The organism is Colwellia psychrerythraea 34H, from assembly GCF_000012325.1.
GTDB lineage: Bacteria > Pseudomonadota > Gammaproteobacteria > Enterobacterales > Alteromonadaceae > Colwellia > Colwellia psychrerythraea_A.
In genome coordinates, this window is record NC_003910.7 from 4,842,850 (window position 1) to 4,861,237 (window position 18,388).

At 37.6% G+C, this 18,388-nt stretch carries 15 protein-coding genes; 5 read left to right on the forward strand and 10 right to left on the reverse strand.

Translation table 11 applies throughout. The features are described 5' to 3' along the window. Positions 1-31: 31 nt before the first annotated feature. The 3 genes from gspE to gspC all read right to left on the reverse strand — a co-directional run bounded on the left by gspE (position 32) and on the right by gspC (position 4,697). Positions 32-1,561 carry a type II secretion system ATPase GspE gene (gene gspE / locus CPS_RS20590; RefSeq protein WP_011045318.1) on the reverse strand — a complete coding sequence of 510 codons (1,530 nt, stop codon included), beginning with the start codon at positions 1,559-1,561 and terminating at the stop codon, positions 32-34. Continuing rightward, entirely contained in the window at positions 1,561-3,654 is a 2,094-nt protein-coding gene (gene gspD, locus CPS_RS20595) for a type II secretion system secretin GspD (protein ID WP_011045319.1), read from the reverse strand. Before gspD ends, gspE begins: the two co-directional genes overlap by 1 nt. Before the next feature lie 110 nt (positions 3,655-3,764). After that, on the reverse strand, positions 3,765-4,697 hold the full coding sequence (gene gspC / locus CPS_RS20600) for a type II secretion system protein GspC (protein WP_138140325.1): 933 nt from the start codon (positions 4,695-4,697) through the stop codon (positions 3,765-3,767). A gap of 475 nt (positions 4,698-5,172) precedes the next feature. Here gspC and CPS_RS20605 point away from each other — a divergent pair, with 475 nt between their 5' ends. From CPS_RS20605 to pckA, 3 genes are all read left to right on the forward strand, one after another. Continuing rightward, positions 5,173-5,577 carry a S4 domain-containing protein gene (locus CPS_RS20605; RefSeq protein ID WP_011045321.1) on the forward strand — a complete coding sequence of 135 codons (405 nt, stop codon included), beginning with the start codon at positions 5,173-5,175 and terminating at the stop codon, positions 5,575-5,577. A 5-nt stretch (positions 5,578-5,582) separates the two neighbouring features. Beyond that, on the forward strand, positions 5,583-6,455 hold the full coding sequence (hslO, locus tag CPS_RS20610) for an Hsp33 family molecular chaperone HslO (protein ID WP_011045322.1): 873 nt from the start codon (positions 5,583-5,585) through the stop codon (positions 6,453-6,455). 334 nt (positions 6,456-6,789) lie between these two features. Beyond that, entirely contained in the window at positions 6,790-8,400 is a 1,611-nt protein-coding gene (gene pckA, locus CPS_RS20615; protein WP_011045323.1) for a phosphoenolpyruvate carboxykinase (ATP), read from the forward strand. 114 nt (positions 8,401-8,514) lie between these two features. On the opposite strand, the gene envZ is transcribed toward pckA, so the two are convergent. The 3 genes from envZ to CPS_RS20630 all read right to left on the reverse strand — a co-directional run bounded on the left by envZ (position 8,515) and on the right by CPS_RS20630 (position 11,224). Further along, positions 8,515-9,807 (reverse strand): two-component system sensor histidine kinase EnvZ, encoded by a 1,293-nt coding sequence (gene envZ, locus CPS_RS20620; protein WP_011045324.1) that lies wholly within the window; start codon positions 9,805-9,807, stop codon positions 8,515-8,517. A gap of 27 nt (positions 9,808-9,834) precedes the next feature. Then, positions 9,835-10,557, reverse strand: coding sequence for an osmolarity response regulator transcription factor OmpR (gene ompR / locus CPS_RS20625; RefSeq protein ID WP_011045325.1), 723 nt, complete (start codon positions 10,555-10,557; stop codon positions 9,835-9,837). Positions 10,558-10,705: 148 nt separating this feature from the next. After that, positions 10,706-11,224: a hypothetical protein gene (locus CPS_RS20630; RefSeq protein ID WP_011045326.1), complete on the reverse strand. Its 519-nt coding sequence runs from the start codon at positions 11,222-11,224 to the stop codon at positions 10,706-10,708. Between the two features lie 110 nt (positions 11,225-11,334). Here CPS_RS20630 and CPS_RS20635 point away from each other — a divergent pair, with 110 nt between their 5' ends. Then, a complete protein-coding gene (locus CPS_RS20635; protein ID WP_011045327.1) occupies positions 11,335-11,811 on the forward strand; it encodes a TlpA disulfide reductase family protein in 477 nt (158 codons plus the stop codon). A 75-nt stretch (positions 11,812-11,886) separates the two neighbouring features. On the opposite strand, the gene CPS_RS20640 is transcribed toward CPS_RS20635, so the two are convergent. From CPS_RS20640 to CPS_RS20655, 4 genes are all read right to left on the reverse strand, one after another. After that, positions 11,887-12,666, reverse strand: a complete 780-nt coding sequence (locus CPS_RS20640; protein WP_011045328.1) for a PepSY domain-containing protein — start codon at positions 12,664-12,666, stop codon at positions 11,887-11,889. 103 nt (positions 12,667-12,769) lie between these two features. Further along, positions 12,770-13,282: an FMN-binding protein gene (locus CPS_RS20645; RefSeq protein ID WP_011045329.1), complete on the reverse strand. Its 513-nt coding sequence runs from the start codon at positions 13,280-13,282 to the stop codon at positions 12,770-12,772. A 90-nt stretch (positions 13,283-13,372) separates the two neighbouring features. Continuing rightward, on the reverse strand, positions 13,373-14,551 hold the full coding sequence (locus tag CPS_RS20650) for a porin (RefSeq protein WP_011045330.1): 1,179 nt from the start codon (positions 14,549-14,551) through the stop codon (positions 13,373-13,375). A gap of 243 nt (positions 14,552-14,794) precedes the next feature. Continuing rightward, positions 14,795-15,622: a mechanosensitive ion channel family protein gene (locus CPS_RS20655; protein ID WP_011045331.1), complete on the reverse strand. Its 828-nt coding sequence runs from the start codon at positions 15,620-15,622 to the stop codon at positions 14,795-14,797. Positions 15,623-15,795: 173 nt separating this feature from the next. Here CPS_RS20655 and CPS_RS20660 point away from each other — a divergent pair, with 173 nt between their 5' ends. Then, positions 15,796-18,324 (forward strand): DUF748 domain-containing protein, encoded by a 2,529-nt coding sequence (locus CPS_RS20660; protein ID WP_011045332.1) that lies wholly within the window; start codon positions 15,796-15,798, stop codon positions 18,322-18,324. The last annotated feature ends 64 nt before the right edge of the window (positions 18,325-18,388 follow it).

The window sequence follows — 18,388 nt, forward strand, 5'->3', positions numbered from 1 at the left end:
AGTCTATTGGGTTCATGATGAATAATTACTTTTAATCTTCACGAGTAACCCGTAAGACCTCCTCTAAAGTGGTTTGTCCAAGCATAACTTTATCAAAGCCATCCCGACGAATACTGGCACTGGAATATCGTACATATTTTTCAATAGCCTGCTCACCTTGACCATTATGAATAAGTTCGCGTACTTTTTCATCCACAGGTAACAATTCATGAATACCCACTCGACCTCGATAGCCTTTAAAACTGCATTCCGCACAACCAACAGCACGATAAATCACTGAATCATTATCATCTGGCAATGCTAATAATTGCCTTTCTTCGTCATCAGGCAGATGACTTGCACGACAATGTGGGCAGAGGGTACGTACAAGACGTTGAGCCAATACGCCCAATAAACTCGATGACAGTAGGAAAGGTTCTACGCCCATATCTTCCATGCGGGTTATAGCACCAGCCGCAGTATTAGTATGCAAAGTAGATAATACCAAGTGACCAGTCAAACTTGCCTGTACCGCAATTTGCGCGGTTTCTAAATCTCGAATTTCACCTACCATCACCACATCAGGATCCTGACGTAAAATGGCACGTAAACCGCGAGCAAATGTCATGTCCACTTTGGTATTTACTTGAGTTTGTCCTATACCTTCAATAGCATACTCAATAGGATCTTCGCAGGTTAAAATATTACGCTCTTTCTCATCTATCTGGGTCAATCCAGCATAAAGCGTGGTACTTTTACCTGAGCCTGTTGGACCTGTTACTAAGATAATGCCATGAGGCTTTTCGATAAGTGCTGAAAAATTGACTCGGTTAGTGTCAGTCATACCTAAGTGTTTCAAATCTAAACGGGCCGCATTTTTATCTAATAAACGTAATACCACTCGCTCACCATGACCTGTTGGCATAGTTGAAACGCGCACATCAACAGCACGTCCCCCTATACGCAACGAAATGCGGCCATCTTGTGGAATACGTTTTTCGGCTATGTCGAGCTTTGCCATCACTTTAATGCGTGAAACCAGTAACGACGCCAATTTACGATTGGGTTTAAGCACTTCTCGCAAAACACCATCAACACGAAAACGTATCTGTAAGGTATTTTCAAAAGTTTCGATATGGATATCTGACGCTCTTTCTTTTATTGCTTCGCTGAGCATGGCATTGATCAGTTTGATAATTGGCGCATCGTCTTCATTTTCAAGTAAATCTTCACTTTCAATGAGTTCATCGGCAAGTGAATATAAATCAACTTCATTGCCAATATCTTCCATCATTTGCTGTGCTTCAGAAGAGTCTCTTTGATAAGCTTGCGTTAGCAATAATTCGAAAGCGGGCAGTTGTAAAAAATCAAATTCAAAAGACGCTTTGAGTATGCGACGAACTTCTAAAACAATATCAAAGTTAACATCAGCCAAACAGTGCAAAATATAACCACCAGTTTGTTCATCGGTTGAGATGAGTACACTGTGGCGCTTAGCAAAGGCAAACGGCAATAACCAAGTACTGTTCACTTGTGCTTGTTCTGCCTCATCAAGCGCAGTGACTTCAACTTCATCAGACATTATTGCTTCTCTTCCGCAGCAACGCCTTCTGTTGTTACAGGAGGTTTAGGTAACTCTGTACCTTTGTCCTCAAGCTTCTGCTGATACTCATTAAATGACGGTGGTAAGGTTAGGTTATCTTGCCACTGCGGTAAGATTGGCATGTTTTCGTTACTCATTAACGATAAACCTTCCTCATGTTTACGAATTTGATCAGCACGAATGTAGTTATATTTTGATTCACTAATCTCTGTCATTAACGCTGAATCACGAACAATTGTAGCGCGTAAAAACACCATTAAATTACGCTTACGTGTGCTGTTGCTAGTTGATTTAAACAAGTGACCAATAATTGGAATATCACCAAGAATTGGCACCTTCTGCACACTTTCTTGCACGTCTTCATCTATCAAACCTCCGAGTATCACGGTATCGCCACTATCAGCCATTACAGTGGTTTTAATCTCTCTTTTATTAATTGAGATATCTACACCTGTGGTACCGCTGACTGAAGACACTTCTTGTTCAATAATCAGTTGCACCGCATTGCCTTCATTCACTTGCGGGGTAACACGTAGTTTAATGCCCACTTCTTGACGGTCTACTGTCTGGAAAGGGTTGGCGTTATTACTACCCGTTGCTGAACCGGTAATAATTGGCACTTCTTGACCAACAATAAAGTAAGCCTCTTCATTATCTAAGGTGGTAATGCTCGGCGTAGCTAAAATATTCGAATTAGTATCACTACTTACCGCACTCACAATCGCGCCCCAGTCATTTTTAGCAATACCAAACATCATACCGCTAACATTACCGAGTACTTGAGCAAGAATGCTATAATCACCGTCAGTAGAAGGATTTTCTGATATTACAGGGTTACCATTTGCGTCAATAGTAGTTACTTTAGTCGCAGGTTCTCCTTCCGCTGCTTGAACTCCTGCAGCAACCGAAGAAATGCTCGCAGGGCCATTAGTAAACTGCGTAAAACCACCTGCTTCGTTATACCACTGAACACCTAAACTAACGCCGTCACTTTCAAACACTTCAACGATAATCGCTTCAACTAATACCTGTGCGCGACGCACATCTAATTGACGAATTACAGCCTCTAATGAACGTAACATATCGGGTTGTGCGGTAATTACTAAGGCATTAGTTGATTCATGCGCTTCAATACTTACGTCACGTTTTTTACTAGAACGTGTTTTTGTTTTCGCTGTCGTTGTTTCTGAAGCAATTGAGTCACTAACACCTTGCAGCACTTTAACTAAATCTTCAGCTTTTGAATATTTAAGGTAATACACCCGAGTATTACCGTTACTTTCTAATTCACTATCTAAACGTTTAACCAAGCGTGCTACTCGTTCACGGGCTTTCACTTCACCGCTAACAATCACGCTATTAGACCGATCATCGGCAACAATTTTAGGAATTAAAAAAGTAGGTTGACCTGCTTTACCACCAGAAGGTTTATTCATCGCTTCGATGATACGTACCATTTCACCCGCTGAAGCATACTTAAGTTTGATAATTTCAACATCTTGATCACCCGCTCTATCAACACGTTCAATAATTTTTACTAGTCGATTAACTGTTGAAGCGGTACCCGTTAACATGATCACGTTAGCAGGGTCGTAGTTTACGACATTGCCGCCACCCGCTTGGTCTGACAATTGTCGTAACAGTGGCACTAATTCACGTACCGTAACATTCTTCACTTCAACAACACGGGTAACCATCTCATCACCGATGATATTACTTTTATTACCTACTACAGGAATAGCCGCTGTTTTCGCGTCTTTATTACGAATAATTTTGACAATATTATTGTCCATTTCAACGGCAGCATAACCATACACTTCAAGCACATTGAGAAAGAATTGATAGTATTGTTTTTCCGATAACAAATCATAACTACGGACATTGATTTTTCCGCGGACATTGGGATCTACTATCATGGTTTTTTTCAGGTTTTTACCAACGATATTTACAAATTCGGTAATTTCAGTGCCCTTAAAATTAGGAGAATACTGAGCGGCACTTGCTTGACCAACCAAACATAAGCAATTGATGGTTATCGCTGTCGTTAGAATGAGTAAAAACTTTTTCATCATTTGGGATATCTCTGCTTTATTATTTTATTAGATAATCTTTATTAGAAAATCATTAATCGATAATTATATAGCGTAATTGTTACGATTATTAATTCGGTTAGCTTAGCAACTTAATCTAAACTAATAAGTATTTCAGTCAAACTACCTTGGCGATCAACCAGTAATGAAATATCACGTGCTTTTTTCATTTCTGCCATCGCTTGCATTGCCTGTGTCGGAGCAATTAAATCAAAACCATTCATCTGAACGGCGACATCACCAGTTTTTAAGCCGGCAAGTTTGAAAAACTCAGGTTTTTTACCTGGTCGAAGGGTGTAACCTATTATATTTCCGTCTTTACGTTTCGGTGAGATTCGTAAATAGTCGCCTATTTTTGTCGGATCTTTAGAAAATTCAGATCGTAGGTTTGTCGCTGTTGCGGTTAATGCTTTATTGTCTCTTTGATCAACAACACCCAAATCTGAAGATTTAGGTCCCACTGTGGACCGAGTTTTTCTTGAGGTTGCTTTGTTAGCAAACTCTCTTGCTGGCTGACCATAATCAAAACCATCAAGCATCAAAGTTTCTAGCCGACCTGAGTGCTTAATTATCACTCGATCTATTAATACTTGTTCAAGATTAGCGCGTGTACCAATGATGATATCGCCAATACCATAGGTATCTTGCTTACCTTGGTTTTCAATGATCGCTGCAGCAATAGATTTTTCATCACTTGCGACCAGACCAGTCAGTGTTAAATTTAATTGGGTTTCTGGCACATTCGCCATTTCGATTTCAGTTGCTTGATCACTATTCTCATTATATTGACCGAACAGATTAAGCGATTGAATTTTAGCAACATCAATTGCCTTCTTTACTTTATTAGAATTGACGCTTTTTGTGTTGCCATTCACAGAAGTGTTTTGACTCGATTGTGTTTGTGATACAAGTGACCAAGTGATGTTTGCGCATACATAAGCAATATAAACGACTAATAATACCATCACTGATTGCGCAACTCGTCGATGACCTAGCTGGGTGAATAATGATGCAAACGCTGTCATGTTAGTGGGAAATGCCATAGCTACTTATATTATTGTTATTTTGAAATAATCTAGTCATTTATAGCCGCCGCCATATGTTAGATTTATGTTAAGTAAACACGAATGATACTTGACCGCAAGGTAAGCAACAAGCCGTAGCCTGAGATTTTAAGCTTTTTGAGCAAATTAAATCGTAACTAGATAGTAATTAAGTCGTCAAAGCTAGATAAATATACCCAAGCCACTTGAAGATGTGTGCTTCAGGACGCTTGAGCAAAGTATGCTCAGACGCCCCAACAAGGCTGGTTTAGAAACGTTTTATGTTACGTTATTTATTTCGACAATAAAATAACTATTCTCTTCAATAAATACCTTGCCTAAAGACATTTCTAATTCCAGCTGAAACCTGCATCTTCAAGTAGCTTGGATATATAAGGTTGTAATGTTAATTTTCAGACCAATATATTTCATATAAGTTCCAGCTTTCAGGTTTATTATGTCAACAAGTCAAGATCCTCAAAAAAAGCCAATTCGTTTAGATAAATGGCTTTGGGCTGCAAGATTCTATCGAACCCGCGCTATTGCTAAACAGATGATTGATGGCGGAAAAATTTTTTATAATGGTCAACGTACTAAGTCGGGAAAAGCCGTATCAATCGGTGATATAATAAAAATCAGACAAGGATTTGAAGAAAAAGAAGTCACCGTTATTGCATTAGCTGACAAACGCAGTGACGCTACTTTTGCTCAAACCTTATATCAAGAAAGTAAACAAAGTATTGAAACCCGTGAGAAAAATGCCCTAGCACGTAAGCAAGGTATTCTCCTTAGCCCTGCTAGTGTTACTAAGCCAGATAAAAAACAACGTAGGAAACTACGTGAATTTAAAGAAAGGATCTAACTGCCATGAGCCAATTCAATGTATTAAATCGCTACTTATTTACCGATGCCCATGCCCGTGGTGAACTCGTACAATTAAGTAGTAGCTTTGAAAGTATTATTAAAAACCATAATTATCCTGTCGGTGTAGAAAAACTACTTGGTGAGCTACTTTGTGCGACTTGCCTATTAACCGCGACCCTCAAGTTTGAAGGTGATATTACCGTGCAATTGCAAGGTGATGGCCCTGTTGGTTATATGTCGGTTAGCGGCAACAACAAGCAACAAATGCGTGGCATTGCCAAAATGGCAGAAGAAACGTCAGCTGATACTCTGCAAACGTTAATTGGTAAAGGCACTATGATTATCACTATTCGCCCTAATGCTGGCGAAGCCTATCAGGGTGTTGTTGCTTTAGATGAAGAGAGCCTTGCCGATTGTTTAGCGCATTATTTTGATGTTTCAGAGCAAATACCTACTAAAATTTGGTTGTTTTGTGATACTGAGCAGCAATTAGCCGCCGGTGCTTTAGTGCAATTATTACCTGATGGCGACGGAAGTACTGAAAACAAAGAACAACAGCAAAGTGACTTTGAACATTTATGTCAGCTCACTAATACCATTAAAAGTGAAGAAGTCTTTTCATTAGAAGCTGAAGCATTACTTTATCGTTTATATCACCAAGAGCAAGTCAATATATTTGAGCCACAAATGGTTAGCTATCTGTGTGGCTGTTCTGCTGATAAATGTTTATCGGCAATATCGCAAATTGAACCAAGTGAAATTAAAGCGATATTAGCAGAGCATGGAAAAATTTCGATGACCTGTGATTACTGTATCACTACTTATGATTTTGACGAACTGAGCTTAAAAAGTTTCATTTCGAAAGTTAATCATTAAAAAAACCACTCTTTTTGACGCTAAAACCAATCAAAAGCTTCGTTATTAATTATCACTTATTCCATATAGTGATAATTAATAGCTAACCAACACGTCGCCACAGCCCTCTAATTACTTAACATTACGAATTAAAATTCGAAATAAACGTAACTTTCATGGTAACCATTCATGCTATTTATAGTGAAAACTTTCACAATAAACTATTTTTTACTTTCGTTTTGTTCGCTATTACCCTAAAATACCCCCAATAATGACAGCATGAAAACTTTCATGACTGGCTTCATTAATCGACTTACTTAAATTAAAATTTGTCATACTTAGGAGTGAATTTGCTATGACCGCCCCGAAAAACTCAATTGATTTGTCACAATACGGCATCGACGATGTTAACGAAGTTGTTTATAACCCATCGTATGAGTTACTTTTTAGTGAAGAAACTAAAGCTGGCCTTGAGGGCTTTGATAAAGGCATAGTAACTGAGCTTGGTGCAGTTAATGTAGACACGGGGATATTTACCGGTCGCTCTCCTAAAGATAAGTATATTGTTCGCGATGATGTAACTCGCGATACAGTATGGTGGTCTGATCAAGGTAAAAATGATAATAAGGCTATGACTCCTGAAACATGGGATCACTTAAAAGGCTTAGTAACTACACAACTTTCTGGCCAACGTTTATTTGTTGTTGATACTTTTTGTGGTGCTGATGAAGCAACACGTTTAAAAGTACGTTTCATTACACAAGTAGCTTGGCAAGCACATTTCGTTAAAAACATGTTCATTCGTCCTACCGATGCAGAACTTGAAAATTACGAACCCGATTTCGTGGTAATGAATGGTGCGAAAACAGTTAATGATAAATGGGAAGAGCAAGGTTTAAACTCAGAGAACTTTGTTGCTTTCAACTTAACTGAAAAAATTCAATTGATTGGCGGTACTTGGTACGGCGGCGAGATGAAAAAAGGTATGTTCTCAATGATGAACTACTACCTTCCATTACAAGGCATTGCTTCAATGCATTGTAGTGCAAACGTTGGTGAAGATGGTGACACTGCTATCTTCTTCGGTTTGTCTGGCACAGGTAAAACAACACTTTCTACCGATCCTAAACGTCAACTTATCGGTGATGATGAACACGGTTGGGATGACAATGGAGTATTTAACTTTGAAGGTGGCTGTTACGCTAAAACAATCAACCTAAGCAAAGAAAACGAACCTGATATTTACAATGCCATTCGTCGTGACGCTTTACTAGAAAACGTTACGGTTGATGCAAATGGTAAAATCGATTTTGATGATAATTCAAAAACAGAAAACACACGTGTTTCTTACCCAATTCATCATATTGATAACATTGTTAAGCCTGTTTCACGTGCTGGTCATGCTAAAAAAGTTATCTTCTTAACGGCTGATGCTTTTGGTGTTTTACCACCCGTAGCTAAATTAACACCAGAACAAACAGAATATTACTTTCTTTCAGGTTTTACCGCTAAATTAGCAGGTACTGAACGTGGTATTACTGAACCAACACCAACTTTCTCAAGTTGTTTTGGAGCAGCGTTCTTAAGCTTACACCCTACGCAATATGCTGAAGTTTTACATAAGCGTATGGATGATGCTGGCGCTGAAGCTTACCTTGTAAACACTGGCTGGAATGGTACTGGCAAACGAATTTCTATCAAAGCAACGCGTGCTATTATTGATGCAATCTTAGATGGTTCAATTGACAATGCTGAAACTGAAACCGTACCGTTTTTCAACTTAGAAGTACCTAAAGTAATTGCTGGCGTTGAGGGAGATATCCTTGATCCTCGTAATACTTATGAAGATCCAAGTGTTTGGAATGATAAAGCGGTAGACTTAGCGAAACGTTTTGTTAATAACTTTGATAAGTTTACAGATACTGATAACGGTAAAGCGCTTGTTGCTGCTGGTCCTCAGTTATAAAACAATGAGTGAAAGGCTATTACTGAAATAGCCTTATTCAACAGACAATAAAGCCAGATGTTAAATTATTAACATCTGGCTTTTTTATTACCTAAAATTTGAAACTTCTATGTGTTATTTAAACACTAGAGGAAGATAAACTTTTGCCTGTAAGCCACCAGAGGGCTTGTTAGAGAGCTTAACTTTACCACCATGAGTATCAACGATACGCTTTATAATAGCTAAACCTAGACCGCTGCCTTCTGTCCCTCTAGCCGTATCCCCTTGAGTAAAAGGTTGAAATAATCGTTCAATATCAGCATCAGGAATACCTGCACCATTATCACTGACAATGAAGAAGGCGTAGTCTTTTTCTACACCAGTGAAAACTTCAATTTCATCCGTGGTATAACGAATGGCATTTTGCACTAAATTTGCCAGTGCTCGTCTAACCGCAACGTGACGTAAAGGAATTTTAGCGCATTCACCCGGATGAAACGTTATCACTCTATCAATGGGTGTTTCAACGTTCAGCACTTCATCAACTAAAAGGTTTAAATCACCGAGCTCTGCTTTATCTTTTGAGTCATGACGAATGTAATCAATAAATTGGTCGATGATATTATTCATATCATCAATATCGGTTTCAATACCTTCTTTAAGAAAGTCATCTGACTCATTCATCATTTCACTCGCTAAACGAATTCGGGTCAAAGGCGTACGTAAGTCATGAGAAATACCCGCCATTAATAAGTTACGATCTTCTTCGAGCTGCTTAATGCCTTTAGACATATGATTAAAGGCTTGAGTTACCGCCATAACTTCTGAGGTACCGCGCTCAATAAGCGGGTCAGGAAAATCACCTCGACCAACATCTTCTGCCGCTATTTCTAGTGACTTTAACGGTCGATTGAGCTGTCGTACAAAAACCCAACCGCCCATAACACTTAATAAACCGATAACAACCATAAAGAATATTAACGGCGAAAAGCTCCCTTTCTCCATACCTATCAGAGGAATTTTTACCCAAAGATGCGGTGCCTGAGGTGCTCGTATCCAAAAAAGGTACTCATCACCTTGCGAAATTCTTACTTCAGCTGGCCCACCAAGCAATGCGGACATTTGTTCAGATCGATAAGGATATAACCCTGCATTGGCTAAACCAAACTTGTAGGCATCTTCTTCACGATAAACACCAATGCCCGTTTCATTATGAAAGGCCTTTGCCATTTTCGGGCTTAACTTGGCATCATTGATATCAATGAAAACTACACGTACCTGTTTAGCCAACAATTGATTCATTTGTTGCTGGTTTGGCTCAATAACATAGAGCGCAAAAGAAATGTAGGAAACGATTTGATTGATAAAAAGTAAAAAACCTATCAATAAAACCGTTTGTCCAAACGCACTGCGTGGCAATATTTTCATATAAAGGACTTAACTTGAAAGAATAAACTAAGCTGGGCTACCATCAGGCACAAAGACATAACCTAAGCCCCAAACCGTTTGTAAGTATCTTGGCTTAGCAGGATCCTCTTCAAGCATTCGACGTAAGCGAGATACTTGCACATCTATACTACGCTCCAATGCTGAGTAATCTCTACCACGTGCAAGGTTCATCAATTTATCACGTGATAATGGCTCTCTCGGATGGGTAACTAATGCCTTAAGTACAGCAAATTCGCCACTGGTTAACGGCATACTAATATCGTCTTTTTGCATTTCACGAGTAGCTAAATTTAAATGGTAGCCACCAAAACTAATAACATTTTCTTCTAGTGCAGGTGCTCCCGGAGCTTCTTGAGTACGACGACGTAATACGGCTTTAATACGGGCAAGTAACTCTCTAGGGTTGAAAGGCTTGGGCATATAATCATCTGCACCTAGCTCTAGGCCAATAATACGGTCAACTTCATCACCTTTCGCTGTTAACATCACAATCGGAATGTTATTGGAATTCTGACGTAAGCGACGACAAATTGATAAACCATCTTCGCCGGGTAACATTAAATCAAGTACTAACAAATGAAAGTTTTCACGTTCAAGCAGACGATCCATTTGTTCTGAATTAGCCGCACTTCGAACCGTAAAACCTTGTTCAACTAAATAACGCTCTAATAATGAGCGTAAACGCATATCATCATCTACTACTAAAATTTTAGGTGTTTCTTGAGTCATATGTTGTTTCACCTTGCTCGGTTTGTTTTTATTGTAAATATATACCCGTTACTATAAGTGATATTGCTTACAATAAGAAACTGGCAAAAGTAAAAGACTCTAAGTATTTGTTACAATTTATGTAATTCTTAGCTTAGCTTAGCTTACATTATTTTAAATAGTGAATACTTTGCTCTGTTACACATTGAGTGAAACTTTTCTTGCGCTCACTGTGTGAAAGGGAAGATACCGCTTGTTTAACTAATATCATCTTTTGATCTCGCTCTGCTTTCGGTAAATGAGCAAGTTGTGCTTGAAAGCAACCAAATAAGCCAAAGTTTAATGCCACATCTGATTTCATACTGTCTTCACCTAAACAGCTTGCAAGCTTTTCTGCCAAGGTATTTTTATCCATTTCAGTGATTAAGTAGCTTAACTTATAGTCGACTTTATCGAACTTCCTATCCTGATTACAAATGATAAACATATCGGCAACCGCAACAATAGGGATTAATTGTTGATGCTGCTTACTAAAGCGTTTTTTTAACCATTCATTATGAGCCTGCTCATTTCCAGGATTAACATCAACGGAAGTGCTTGCTGAATTCACCGAAAAAAACCACCACGCTTGGCTGGGTAAAGCGTAACAAGTAAGAACAATTAATAATAATTTTAATTCTATTTTCATATGACTAGACTCTGACAAATATAAATTGAATTTGATCTCTCTTAATATATTGTGCACCACAGCTAAAACTAAGTATAGTTAACTTATGTTTAAAAAATGTAGGAAGTAATATGGTCAACTCACTAAAAACCTTAGTAAACCTATTAATAATAACCATGGCATTATTGCTTACTTGCAAAAGTACACACGCAAGTGGTCCAGTAAAAGAATTTGAACAAGCGATGGCGCAACACAAAGGTAAAATTGTTTATGTTGATTTTTGGGCTTCTTGGTGTGTTCCTTGTCGTAAATCTTTTCCATGGATGAATGCCATGCAAGCAAAACATCAAGAGCAAGGTTTTGTAGTGCTGAGTATTAATCTGGATGCGGAGGAAACATTATCAACGAAGTTTTTGAAACAGACCCCAGCTAACTTTGCCATTATTTATGATGCAAAAGGAAAGTTAGCGCAAAAATTTAAACTAAAAGGTATGCCTAGCAGTTACTTATTTGATCGCCAAGGCAAACTCATTAGTGCCCACACTGGTTTTAATGGTAAAAAGCAGCAACAGTATGAACATGAAATATCGCAAGCACTAGCCCAATGATAAATATGCCGATTAACAGGCGGTAATTGAGCTAAAGAAAATATTGTCAAACATTATTGCTGTTTTCGGAGTATGTTATTTTCGGGTGTTTTTAGTGTATTTCACCCAGATATAAAGTCCGCTTATTGATAAAACAATCAATAATAAAGCTATAAAATCCATAAAGAACACGCCTATATCACCTAGAATACGGCCACTATGGCTATCAATAATAATGCGCTCGAGTGTTAGAAATTGAGCACGATAAGCCAGTTCGGCCTGATGTACTACATCGCCAGAAGCCTGCTCAGATTGCAGCCATTTTGGTGCAATAAGTGGTTGAATAACTTGCCAATCGAAAAAGTCGCTGTCAGTTTGATAATAACCTTCAGCACTATCAACTATCACCTGGCCGTTATTAATACTCATTGCTTTTATCATTTCAGGTACGCCTGATTCGGTACCAAGCATGTCAACTAACTCACCTTCAAGGTTGTATAGTAAAATACTTTGCCGAGTAGCTACAACAAACACTTTTTGCTTATTATGTTTCAAAAATAACTGACCAACACTAACAATTTTAGCATCACTTTCAAATAACAAATGACCCTCAAGCCAGACACTGTTATTAACTACCTGAATAGTTTGTTGTTGATAAAAACGAACATCTTGAGGAATAGAAATACCATAATAATCAAGTAGCAGAGTACTTTTAATTGGTTGGTGCGCCAAGGATAAACCATCGGTATGGTTAAGAGCGACTCCCGTAACAGATAAAAAAACAATAAAAAATGCAGCAAAAACGCCCAGTTTTCGATGCCACTTTCTAAAAGTGCGATTTAGCTGTTGAGAGAATGGTTTAACAGTTTTTTTCATAAATATACGGCAACTAAATAAAGGCTTATAAGCTTCGAAAGCTAGAGAGTAAAAAATAAGTCGTTATTTTGCCTGAGCATGTTCATTTTAGCTAGTCTCTGTTTTAAAGAGTGACTTTACTATTTAACCACAGAGCAAGTCTGGCGACTTTTGTGGTTGCTCTTACCGATAAGGTTGCGCCCGTAATGCCATCAATATGCTGACTGAGCGTTTTATCTTTTGTCAGTGTTGCCTGCGCAAATTGTTCACTATAAAAGTCATGACGAACTTCATCACCTCGGGTTTCTCTAAAAGTAAGCACTTTGAGCTGTTTAATTGCATCTTTATGAATGTGAACGGCAATGGTGATTGGTTTTTCTTTACCCACCTCATTTAGAATCCAGACGTTATCATTAGCTTCTTGCCAGTAACGCACCCGCATACGACTGTATTTATGACTAAGAATTTCTGCAATAGTTTTTTTATCTTCCGCACTTAACCACAAGACTTGCACCGCAGGTACTTGCTCATGAAAAATCCCTTTAAGGAACTCCTCAGATGTTTGATATACCCCTTTAGCCATAACATTCATCGCTAAAAAGCAGTATAAAAGTACTAAAAATAAAAACTTTTTCACAAGTTTACTCTTAACTTTTAATAAATTAAAAAGCTCAACACTGTACAAGACAGCATTGAACCACTTAGCTTAACAGTTTATTTATTTGTACTAAAACTGATAGCCAAAACCTAGGTTGAAGCCCTTTGAGTCTATAGAACCACCTAAGTCCTCATAATCCGCTTTTAACACTACGTCTTCATGTAAGAAATAACTAACACCAACATTTGTTGATTCAACAGTGGTTGAATCGCTATTACCTGCGTTGTTGTCATATTCTGCATAACGAGCGAAAACGCCTACTTTTTCACTTATTCTGTAAGAAGGTTCAAGATACCAACCTGTTTGCTCATCACGACCTAACGCTTTGGCTTCATCACCATTGATGTCCCAGCGCGCGTATAAAGCACGAACGGTGAAATCATTAACTTGATAAACAGCATGCGCTTCAAGTAATGTTGCATCTGCAGTATCAATAGGGGCGTCAAAATTATTGCCACCTTGAGTAATATCTGTTTGATACTGTACCGTTGCTGCTAGCTCTAAACCAGTAATGGCTGTGTATTTAACACGACCAGTATAAGCAAGGTTTTCTGCCGTTGCTTTAGCCACTTTTTGACGACCGTTACGAATTTTAAAGTCATCACCAACTTCTAAACCACTAGTCACTGCACCATCAAGACTTACACCACCTACTGGCTTATAATTAAATGATAAACCAGCTTCCCACCAAGTAGCAGGAATAATGTTCTTCTCAACACCGTTACGTTCAACACCATAGAATGTTGGTGGCTCATGCGTTTCATTGATAATGCCGACAGGAATTAAGAACAAACCAACTTTAGAGCTTGTCGCTTCATTAATATCAACTTCAACATAGGCTTGTTCAAGTTCAACTTCTCCTGACTTTCCTTCACCAGCAATAGAATGCTCTAGTTCAAATTCAGAGAAAAAACGTATGCTATCAGAAAACTCATGCCCGAAAAACAATACAAAACGGTGAAAATCTATCTTCGCATCTTGATCTTCATAGTTATTGTAATGTAACTCACCATAACCACCAATTGTAGTGTTAGCAAACATACCGCCAGTACTTTCAGTAACCACTTCAACTTGATCAGCCGTTGCTTCAAGTTTTTTTTCTGTTTCATTTAAACGTTGTTCTAGTGACTTAAGCACTTCTTGTTGTTGAGTAATGACTTTACGTAACTCAACCGTTTCTTCGCTAGCGATAGCAGCATTACTTGTAAGCAATGTCGCAATAACTGAGGCAATTAATGTTTTGTTCATGTTATTTATCCAGAAAGTTATGTTATTTAATGTGTCTTATATTTATTTTCCGACATTAAACCACAAAACAAACAAGAATCAATAGCATTTGTATTATTTATTAGATTAAAAAGTTATTTCTTGATTTAAATCAGAGAAATTGTAAGTAAGTATGCTACCAAAACGAAAAAACCTATTTCAGTAAAACTGAAATAGGTTTTTAAAGAATACCAATTAAATTAATTGCTATAACACTGCAATTAACTACTTTTGATGCATATGCACATCGCGTTGTGGAAATGGAATGCTGATACCAGCTTTATCGAATTCAATTTTCACTTTTTCCATCATATCGAAATAAATGCCCCAGTAATCTTCTGCATTCGCCCAAGGACGAACAAATAAATTTACTGAACTTTCACCGTGTTCACCAACCCAAATATCTACGGCTTGGTCTTTAAGTACACGTTCATCGGCTTCAATTATTGTACGTAAAAGTGCTTTTGCTTTAGCGATATCATCGTCATAACCAATACCAAATACCATATCTACACGACGGGTACCGTTAACATTAATATTGGTCACACAACCATTAGATAACAAACCATTTGGAATAATAATACGTTGGTTATCAAATGTTTTTAGGATGGTATTAAAAATTTGAATTTCTTCAACGCTACCAACATAACCTTGCGCTTTAATGGCATCGCCATTTTTAAACGGACGGAATAATAAGATTAAAACGCCACCAGCAAAGTTAGCTAAACTACCTTGCAACGCTAAACCAATTGCTAAACCAGCAGCACCTAAAATAGCAATAAACGACGCGGTTTGAATGCCAAGCATAGAAGCAAGAATTATAATTTGAATCGCTTTTAATAACGTACTTAAAATACTTAATAAAAACTGATGTAAGGTAATCTCAACCTTTTTCTTTTCTAGTCCTTTACCTACTAGGCTAAGCACTCTTTTGATAATAAAATTACCGACGAAATAAACAACAATGGCTAATAAAAATTGTACGCCGAATTGCAGACCCATCTCACCAAGCATTTGCATATAATGTTCGATTTTTTCTATATTGATTTCCATGAAAATGATATCCTAAGCCATGTTAAATAATAGTTAACGTTGAAGTTAACCTTTAATTTACAATTGTAAGCTTTCTACAAAATGGTGTAAATTATATTCCGCTTTATTTTCAGCCTTCAAGTACCTATTTACCCCACATTAACTATTAAAACTAACAAGGAACGTCCTTTATTATGGCAACCCTGCTATCTTTTTTTACTCATAAATTTTTTAAAATATTGTTAGCTTTATACTTGGGCATATTTTTATGTATTTGGCTTATTTCGTCACCGGTCGCAAAACACTTTATCAACCCAATTTTAGCTGAGCACCAATTACAGTTATCTGATGACTCAAGTATTCGATTTAATCCCTTTTTAATGCGTATCACCCTTAGTGATATAGACTTATCAAGTACAAAAAGCAAGCAGCAATACACTGTATTTTCCTTAGAAGAATTAACGTTACAAGTCGCTTTATGGCAATTAGCGTTTGATAAAATTGCATTGAGTGAATTTTCACTTACCCGAGGTACATTAAAAGTCATTCAGCATGATGACCACCTGATCATTGCCGGCATAACAATTCCTCCTTCAACGGAAGGTGAAGAGCTTACTAAGGCGCAAATTAACGAGCCAGCCACAAGCCTTCCTTATCAGCTAGTGTTACCTGATTTTCTCTTAAGCCAATTTGCTATTGAAATAGAAATAGATAGTCAAAAACTGCAGAATAAAACTCACCACATAGAGATTAAACAACTCGCATTAAGTCAAATAAAAGCAACAGAGACAAAGCAAGAAGGTCATTTAGCCTTGACCGCTTTAGTTGATGAAACTCATTTGTCTCTTACAGCGAATACGCAATTAGTATCAGGTAAAGGTGATATCCACAGTAACTTACTTATCAATAATTATCCTATTGAAAAATTAGCACCATATGTTGAACAACTTACTGAATTAAAAGGCTCTCTTTCATTTACTAGTCAACAAACAGTAACCCTTGCTGAACAAGGTATTAATTTAAAAGTACAAAAAGCCAGCTTAACGTTGCAAGATTTATTGTTAGGTTTAGCTGAACAGAATTTTACTCTTCAAACCTTACAACATAATTTTTCTGATGTTGCTGTTCACTTACAAGACAACAAAATTACTCATCTAGCAGGTAATAGTAATATAAAGCTGACTGATGCCATTCTTAGCCAAAATGAAAGCAAAGCGACCATTACCGCCTTTAAACAACTTAGTCTAGATGACATCAATTTTGTGTTGGATGATGAGCCCAGTATTGATATTACCGATATAGTAATGGATGACTTACTGTTCTCTAAAAAAGCAGCTCTAGCTGATGCTGTAGCCCAAAAAGCAATTGATAGAATTAATAAACTTTCTGATGAAGATGGTCTTGATATCGCTGCTGCTGCAATTGTGAAACTACCGCCGGTTTTGCAATTGAAACAATTAACGGTAAATAACATACATATCCACGAAAAAAGTGTTGATATCAATAGTATTATTTTTGATACCTTAGTTGGTGAGATTATTATTAAGGAAAACAAAGATATTGCTAACTTGATTCTTTTGGATGATAAAGCAAGTGAACAAAGCGCTACCCAATCGAATGTTACTGAGGAAGTCGCTGCTATTGAATCAGAAATCAAATTACAAGAAGCAGAAGCGAAGCATGATGGTTTTGTTTTCAGCTTCAAAGAACTTCGTTTTATTAATGAAAATTCTTTTGCTTTTACTGACTTTAGTGTTGATCCAATCTATCAACGAACTTTATTTCTAGACACCTTAGATGTCGGAGCTTTAAGCAATAGAAAAGAGAAAAAACAACAGCAAACCCCTTATACCCTCGTGGGTCGTAGTAATAAGTACGCTAACTTCAATTTGACGGGTTATTTACAACCTTTTTCAAAACTTGCCACTTATCATATTGAAGGGGATTTCAAAGAATTTTCATTGCCTGCTATTTCGTCGTATCTAAAAGCGTCAACCGGTATTGAAGTGAAAACAGGCCAGCTCAATACCGCTTTAGATCTAAGCCTTGCTGGTGATGAAGTTGAGGGAAATATAATTGTGCTGCTACAAGCGCTAGAAACAAGCTTAGTTGATAGTGAAGAAGCGGGTAATCTAATTGATCAAGGTGCATTACCTTTAAACATGGCAATGGGCATGCTAAAAGATGGTGATGGTAATGTAGAACTTGATGTCCCATTAAGTGGCTCTATCTCAGATCCAAATTTTGGTTTGAGTAGTATTGTTACCTTAATTACCAAAAAAGCCATTTTGTCTGCAACACAAGATTATTTAATGACCACTTTTGTCCCGTATGCCAATATAGTCTCTATTGCGATAACGGCGGGTGAATTTGCCTTAAAGTTACGCTTTGATGATTTAGAATACCAAGTAAAGCAAGTTGAGCCCGATGACCACCAAAACGCCTACTTAACTGACTTCATTGCCTTGATGCAAGACAAAGAAGATACCCGTGTCACGATTTGTGCTATCAGCACCCCAGCTGATATAGGCCTAAAAGCCGGAGTTTCTGTAGAAGACAAAGCTGATATTAAACAACTACTCGACATTGGCGAGCAACGTGAACATGCCTTTAAAGATCATTTAATTGAACAAGGTAAAATTGATTCATCACGTATTTTATTCTGTAAGCCTCAGATAGACATCAGCGAAGGCGCAATGCCACGTATTGGAATATCAGTCTAAATTATGGCTATCAATAATAGTTCAATGTAGTAATATCAATTAGTTAAAAACAAAGGGAAATTTG

Excerpts from the sequence above, each read along its gene's own strand:
- hslO (WP_011045322.1), top strand. The coding sequence starts at position 5,583 with ATGAGCCAATTCAATGTATTAAATCGCTACTTATTTACCGATGCCCAT.
- CPS_RS20650 (WP_011045330.1), bottom strand. The coding sequence starts at position 14,551 with ATGAACAAAACATTAATTGCCTCAGTTATTGCGACATTGCTTACAAGT.
- pckA (WP_011045323.1), top strand. The coding sequence starts at position 6,790 with ATGACCGCCCCGAAAAACTCAATTGATTTGTCACAATACGGCATCGAC.
- ompR (WP_011045325.1), bottom strand. The coding sequence starts at position 10,557 with ATGACTCAAGAAACACCTAAAATTTTAGTAGTAGATGATGATATGCGT.
- gspC (WP_138140325.1), bottom strand. The coding sequence starts at position 4,697 with ATGACAGCGTTTGCATCATTATTCACCCAGCTAGGTCATCGACGAGTT.
- CPS_RS20630 (WP_011045326.1), bottom strand. The coding sequence starts at position 11,224 with ATGAAAATAGAATTAAAATTATTATTAATTGTTCTTACTTGTTACGCT.
- CPS_RS20640 (WP_011045328.1), bottom strand. The coding sequence starts at position 12,666 with ATGAAAAAAACTGTTAAACCATTCTCTCAACAGCTAAATCGCACTTTT.
- envZ (WP_011045324.1), bottom strand. The coding sequence starts at position 9,807 with ATGAAAATATTGCCACGCAGTGCGTTTGGACAAACGGTTTTATTGATA.
- gspD (WP_011045319.1), bottom strand. The coding sequence starts at position 3,654 with ATGATGAAAAAGTTTTTACTCATTCTAACGACAGCGATAACCATCAAT.
- CPS_RS20655 (WP_011045331.1), bottom strand. The coding sequence starts at position 15,622 with ATGGAAATCAATATAGAAAAAATCGAACATTATATGCAAATGCTTGGT.
- CPS_RS20635 (WP_011045327.1), top strand. The coding sequence starts at position 11,335 with ATGGTCAACTCACTAAAAACCTTAGTAAACCTATTAATAATAACCATG.
- gspE (WP_011045318.1), bottom strand. The coding sequence starts at position 1,561 with ATGTCTGATGAAGTTGAAGTCACTGCGCTTGATGAGGCAGAACAAGCA.
- CPS_RS20605 (WP_011045321.1), top strand. The coding sequence starts at position 5,173 with ATGTCAACAAGTCAAGATCCTCAAAAAAAGCCAATTCGTTTAGATAAA.
- CPS_RS20660 (WP_011045332.1), top strand. The coding sequence starts at position 15,796 with ATGGCAACCCTGCTATCTTTTTTTACTCATAAATTTTTTAAAATATTG.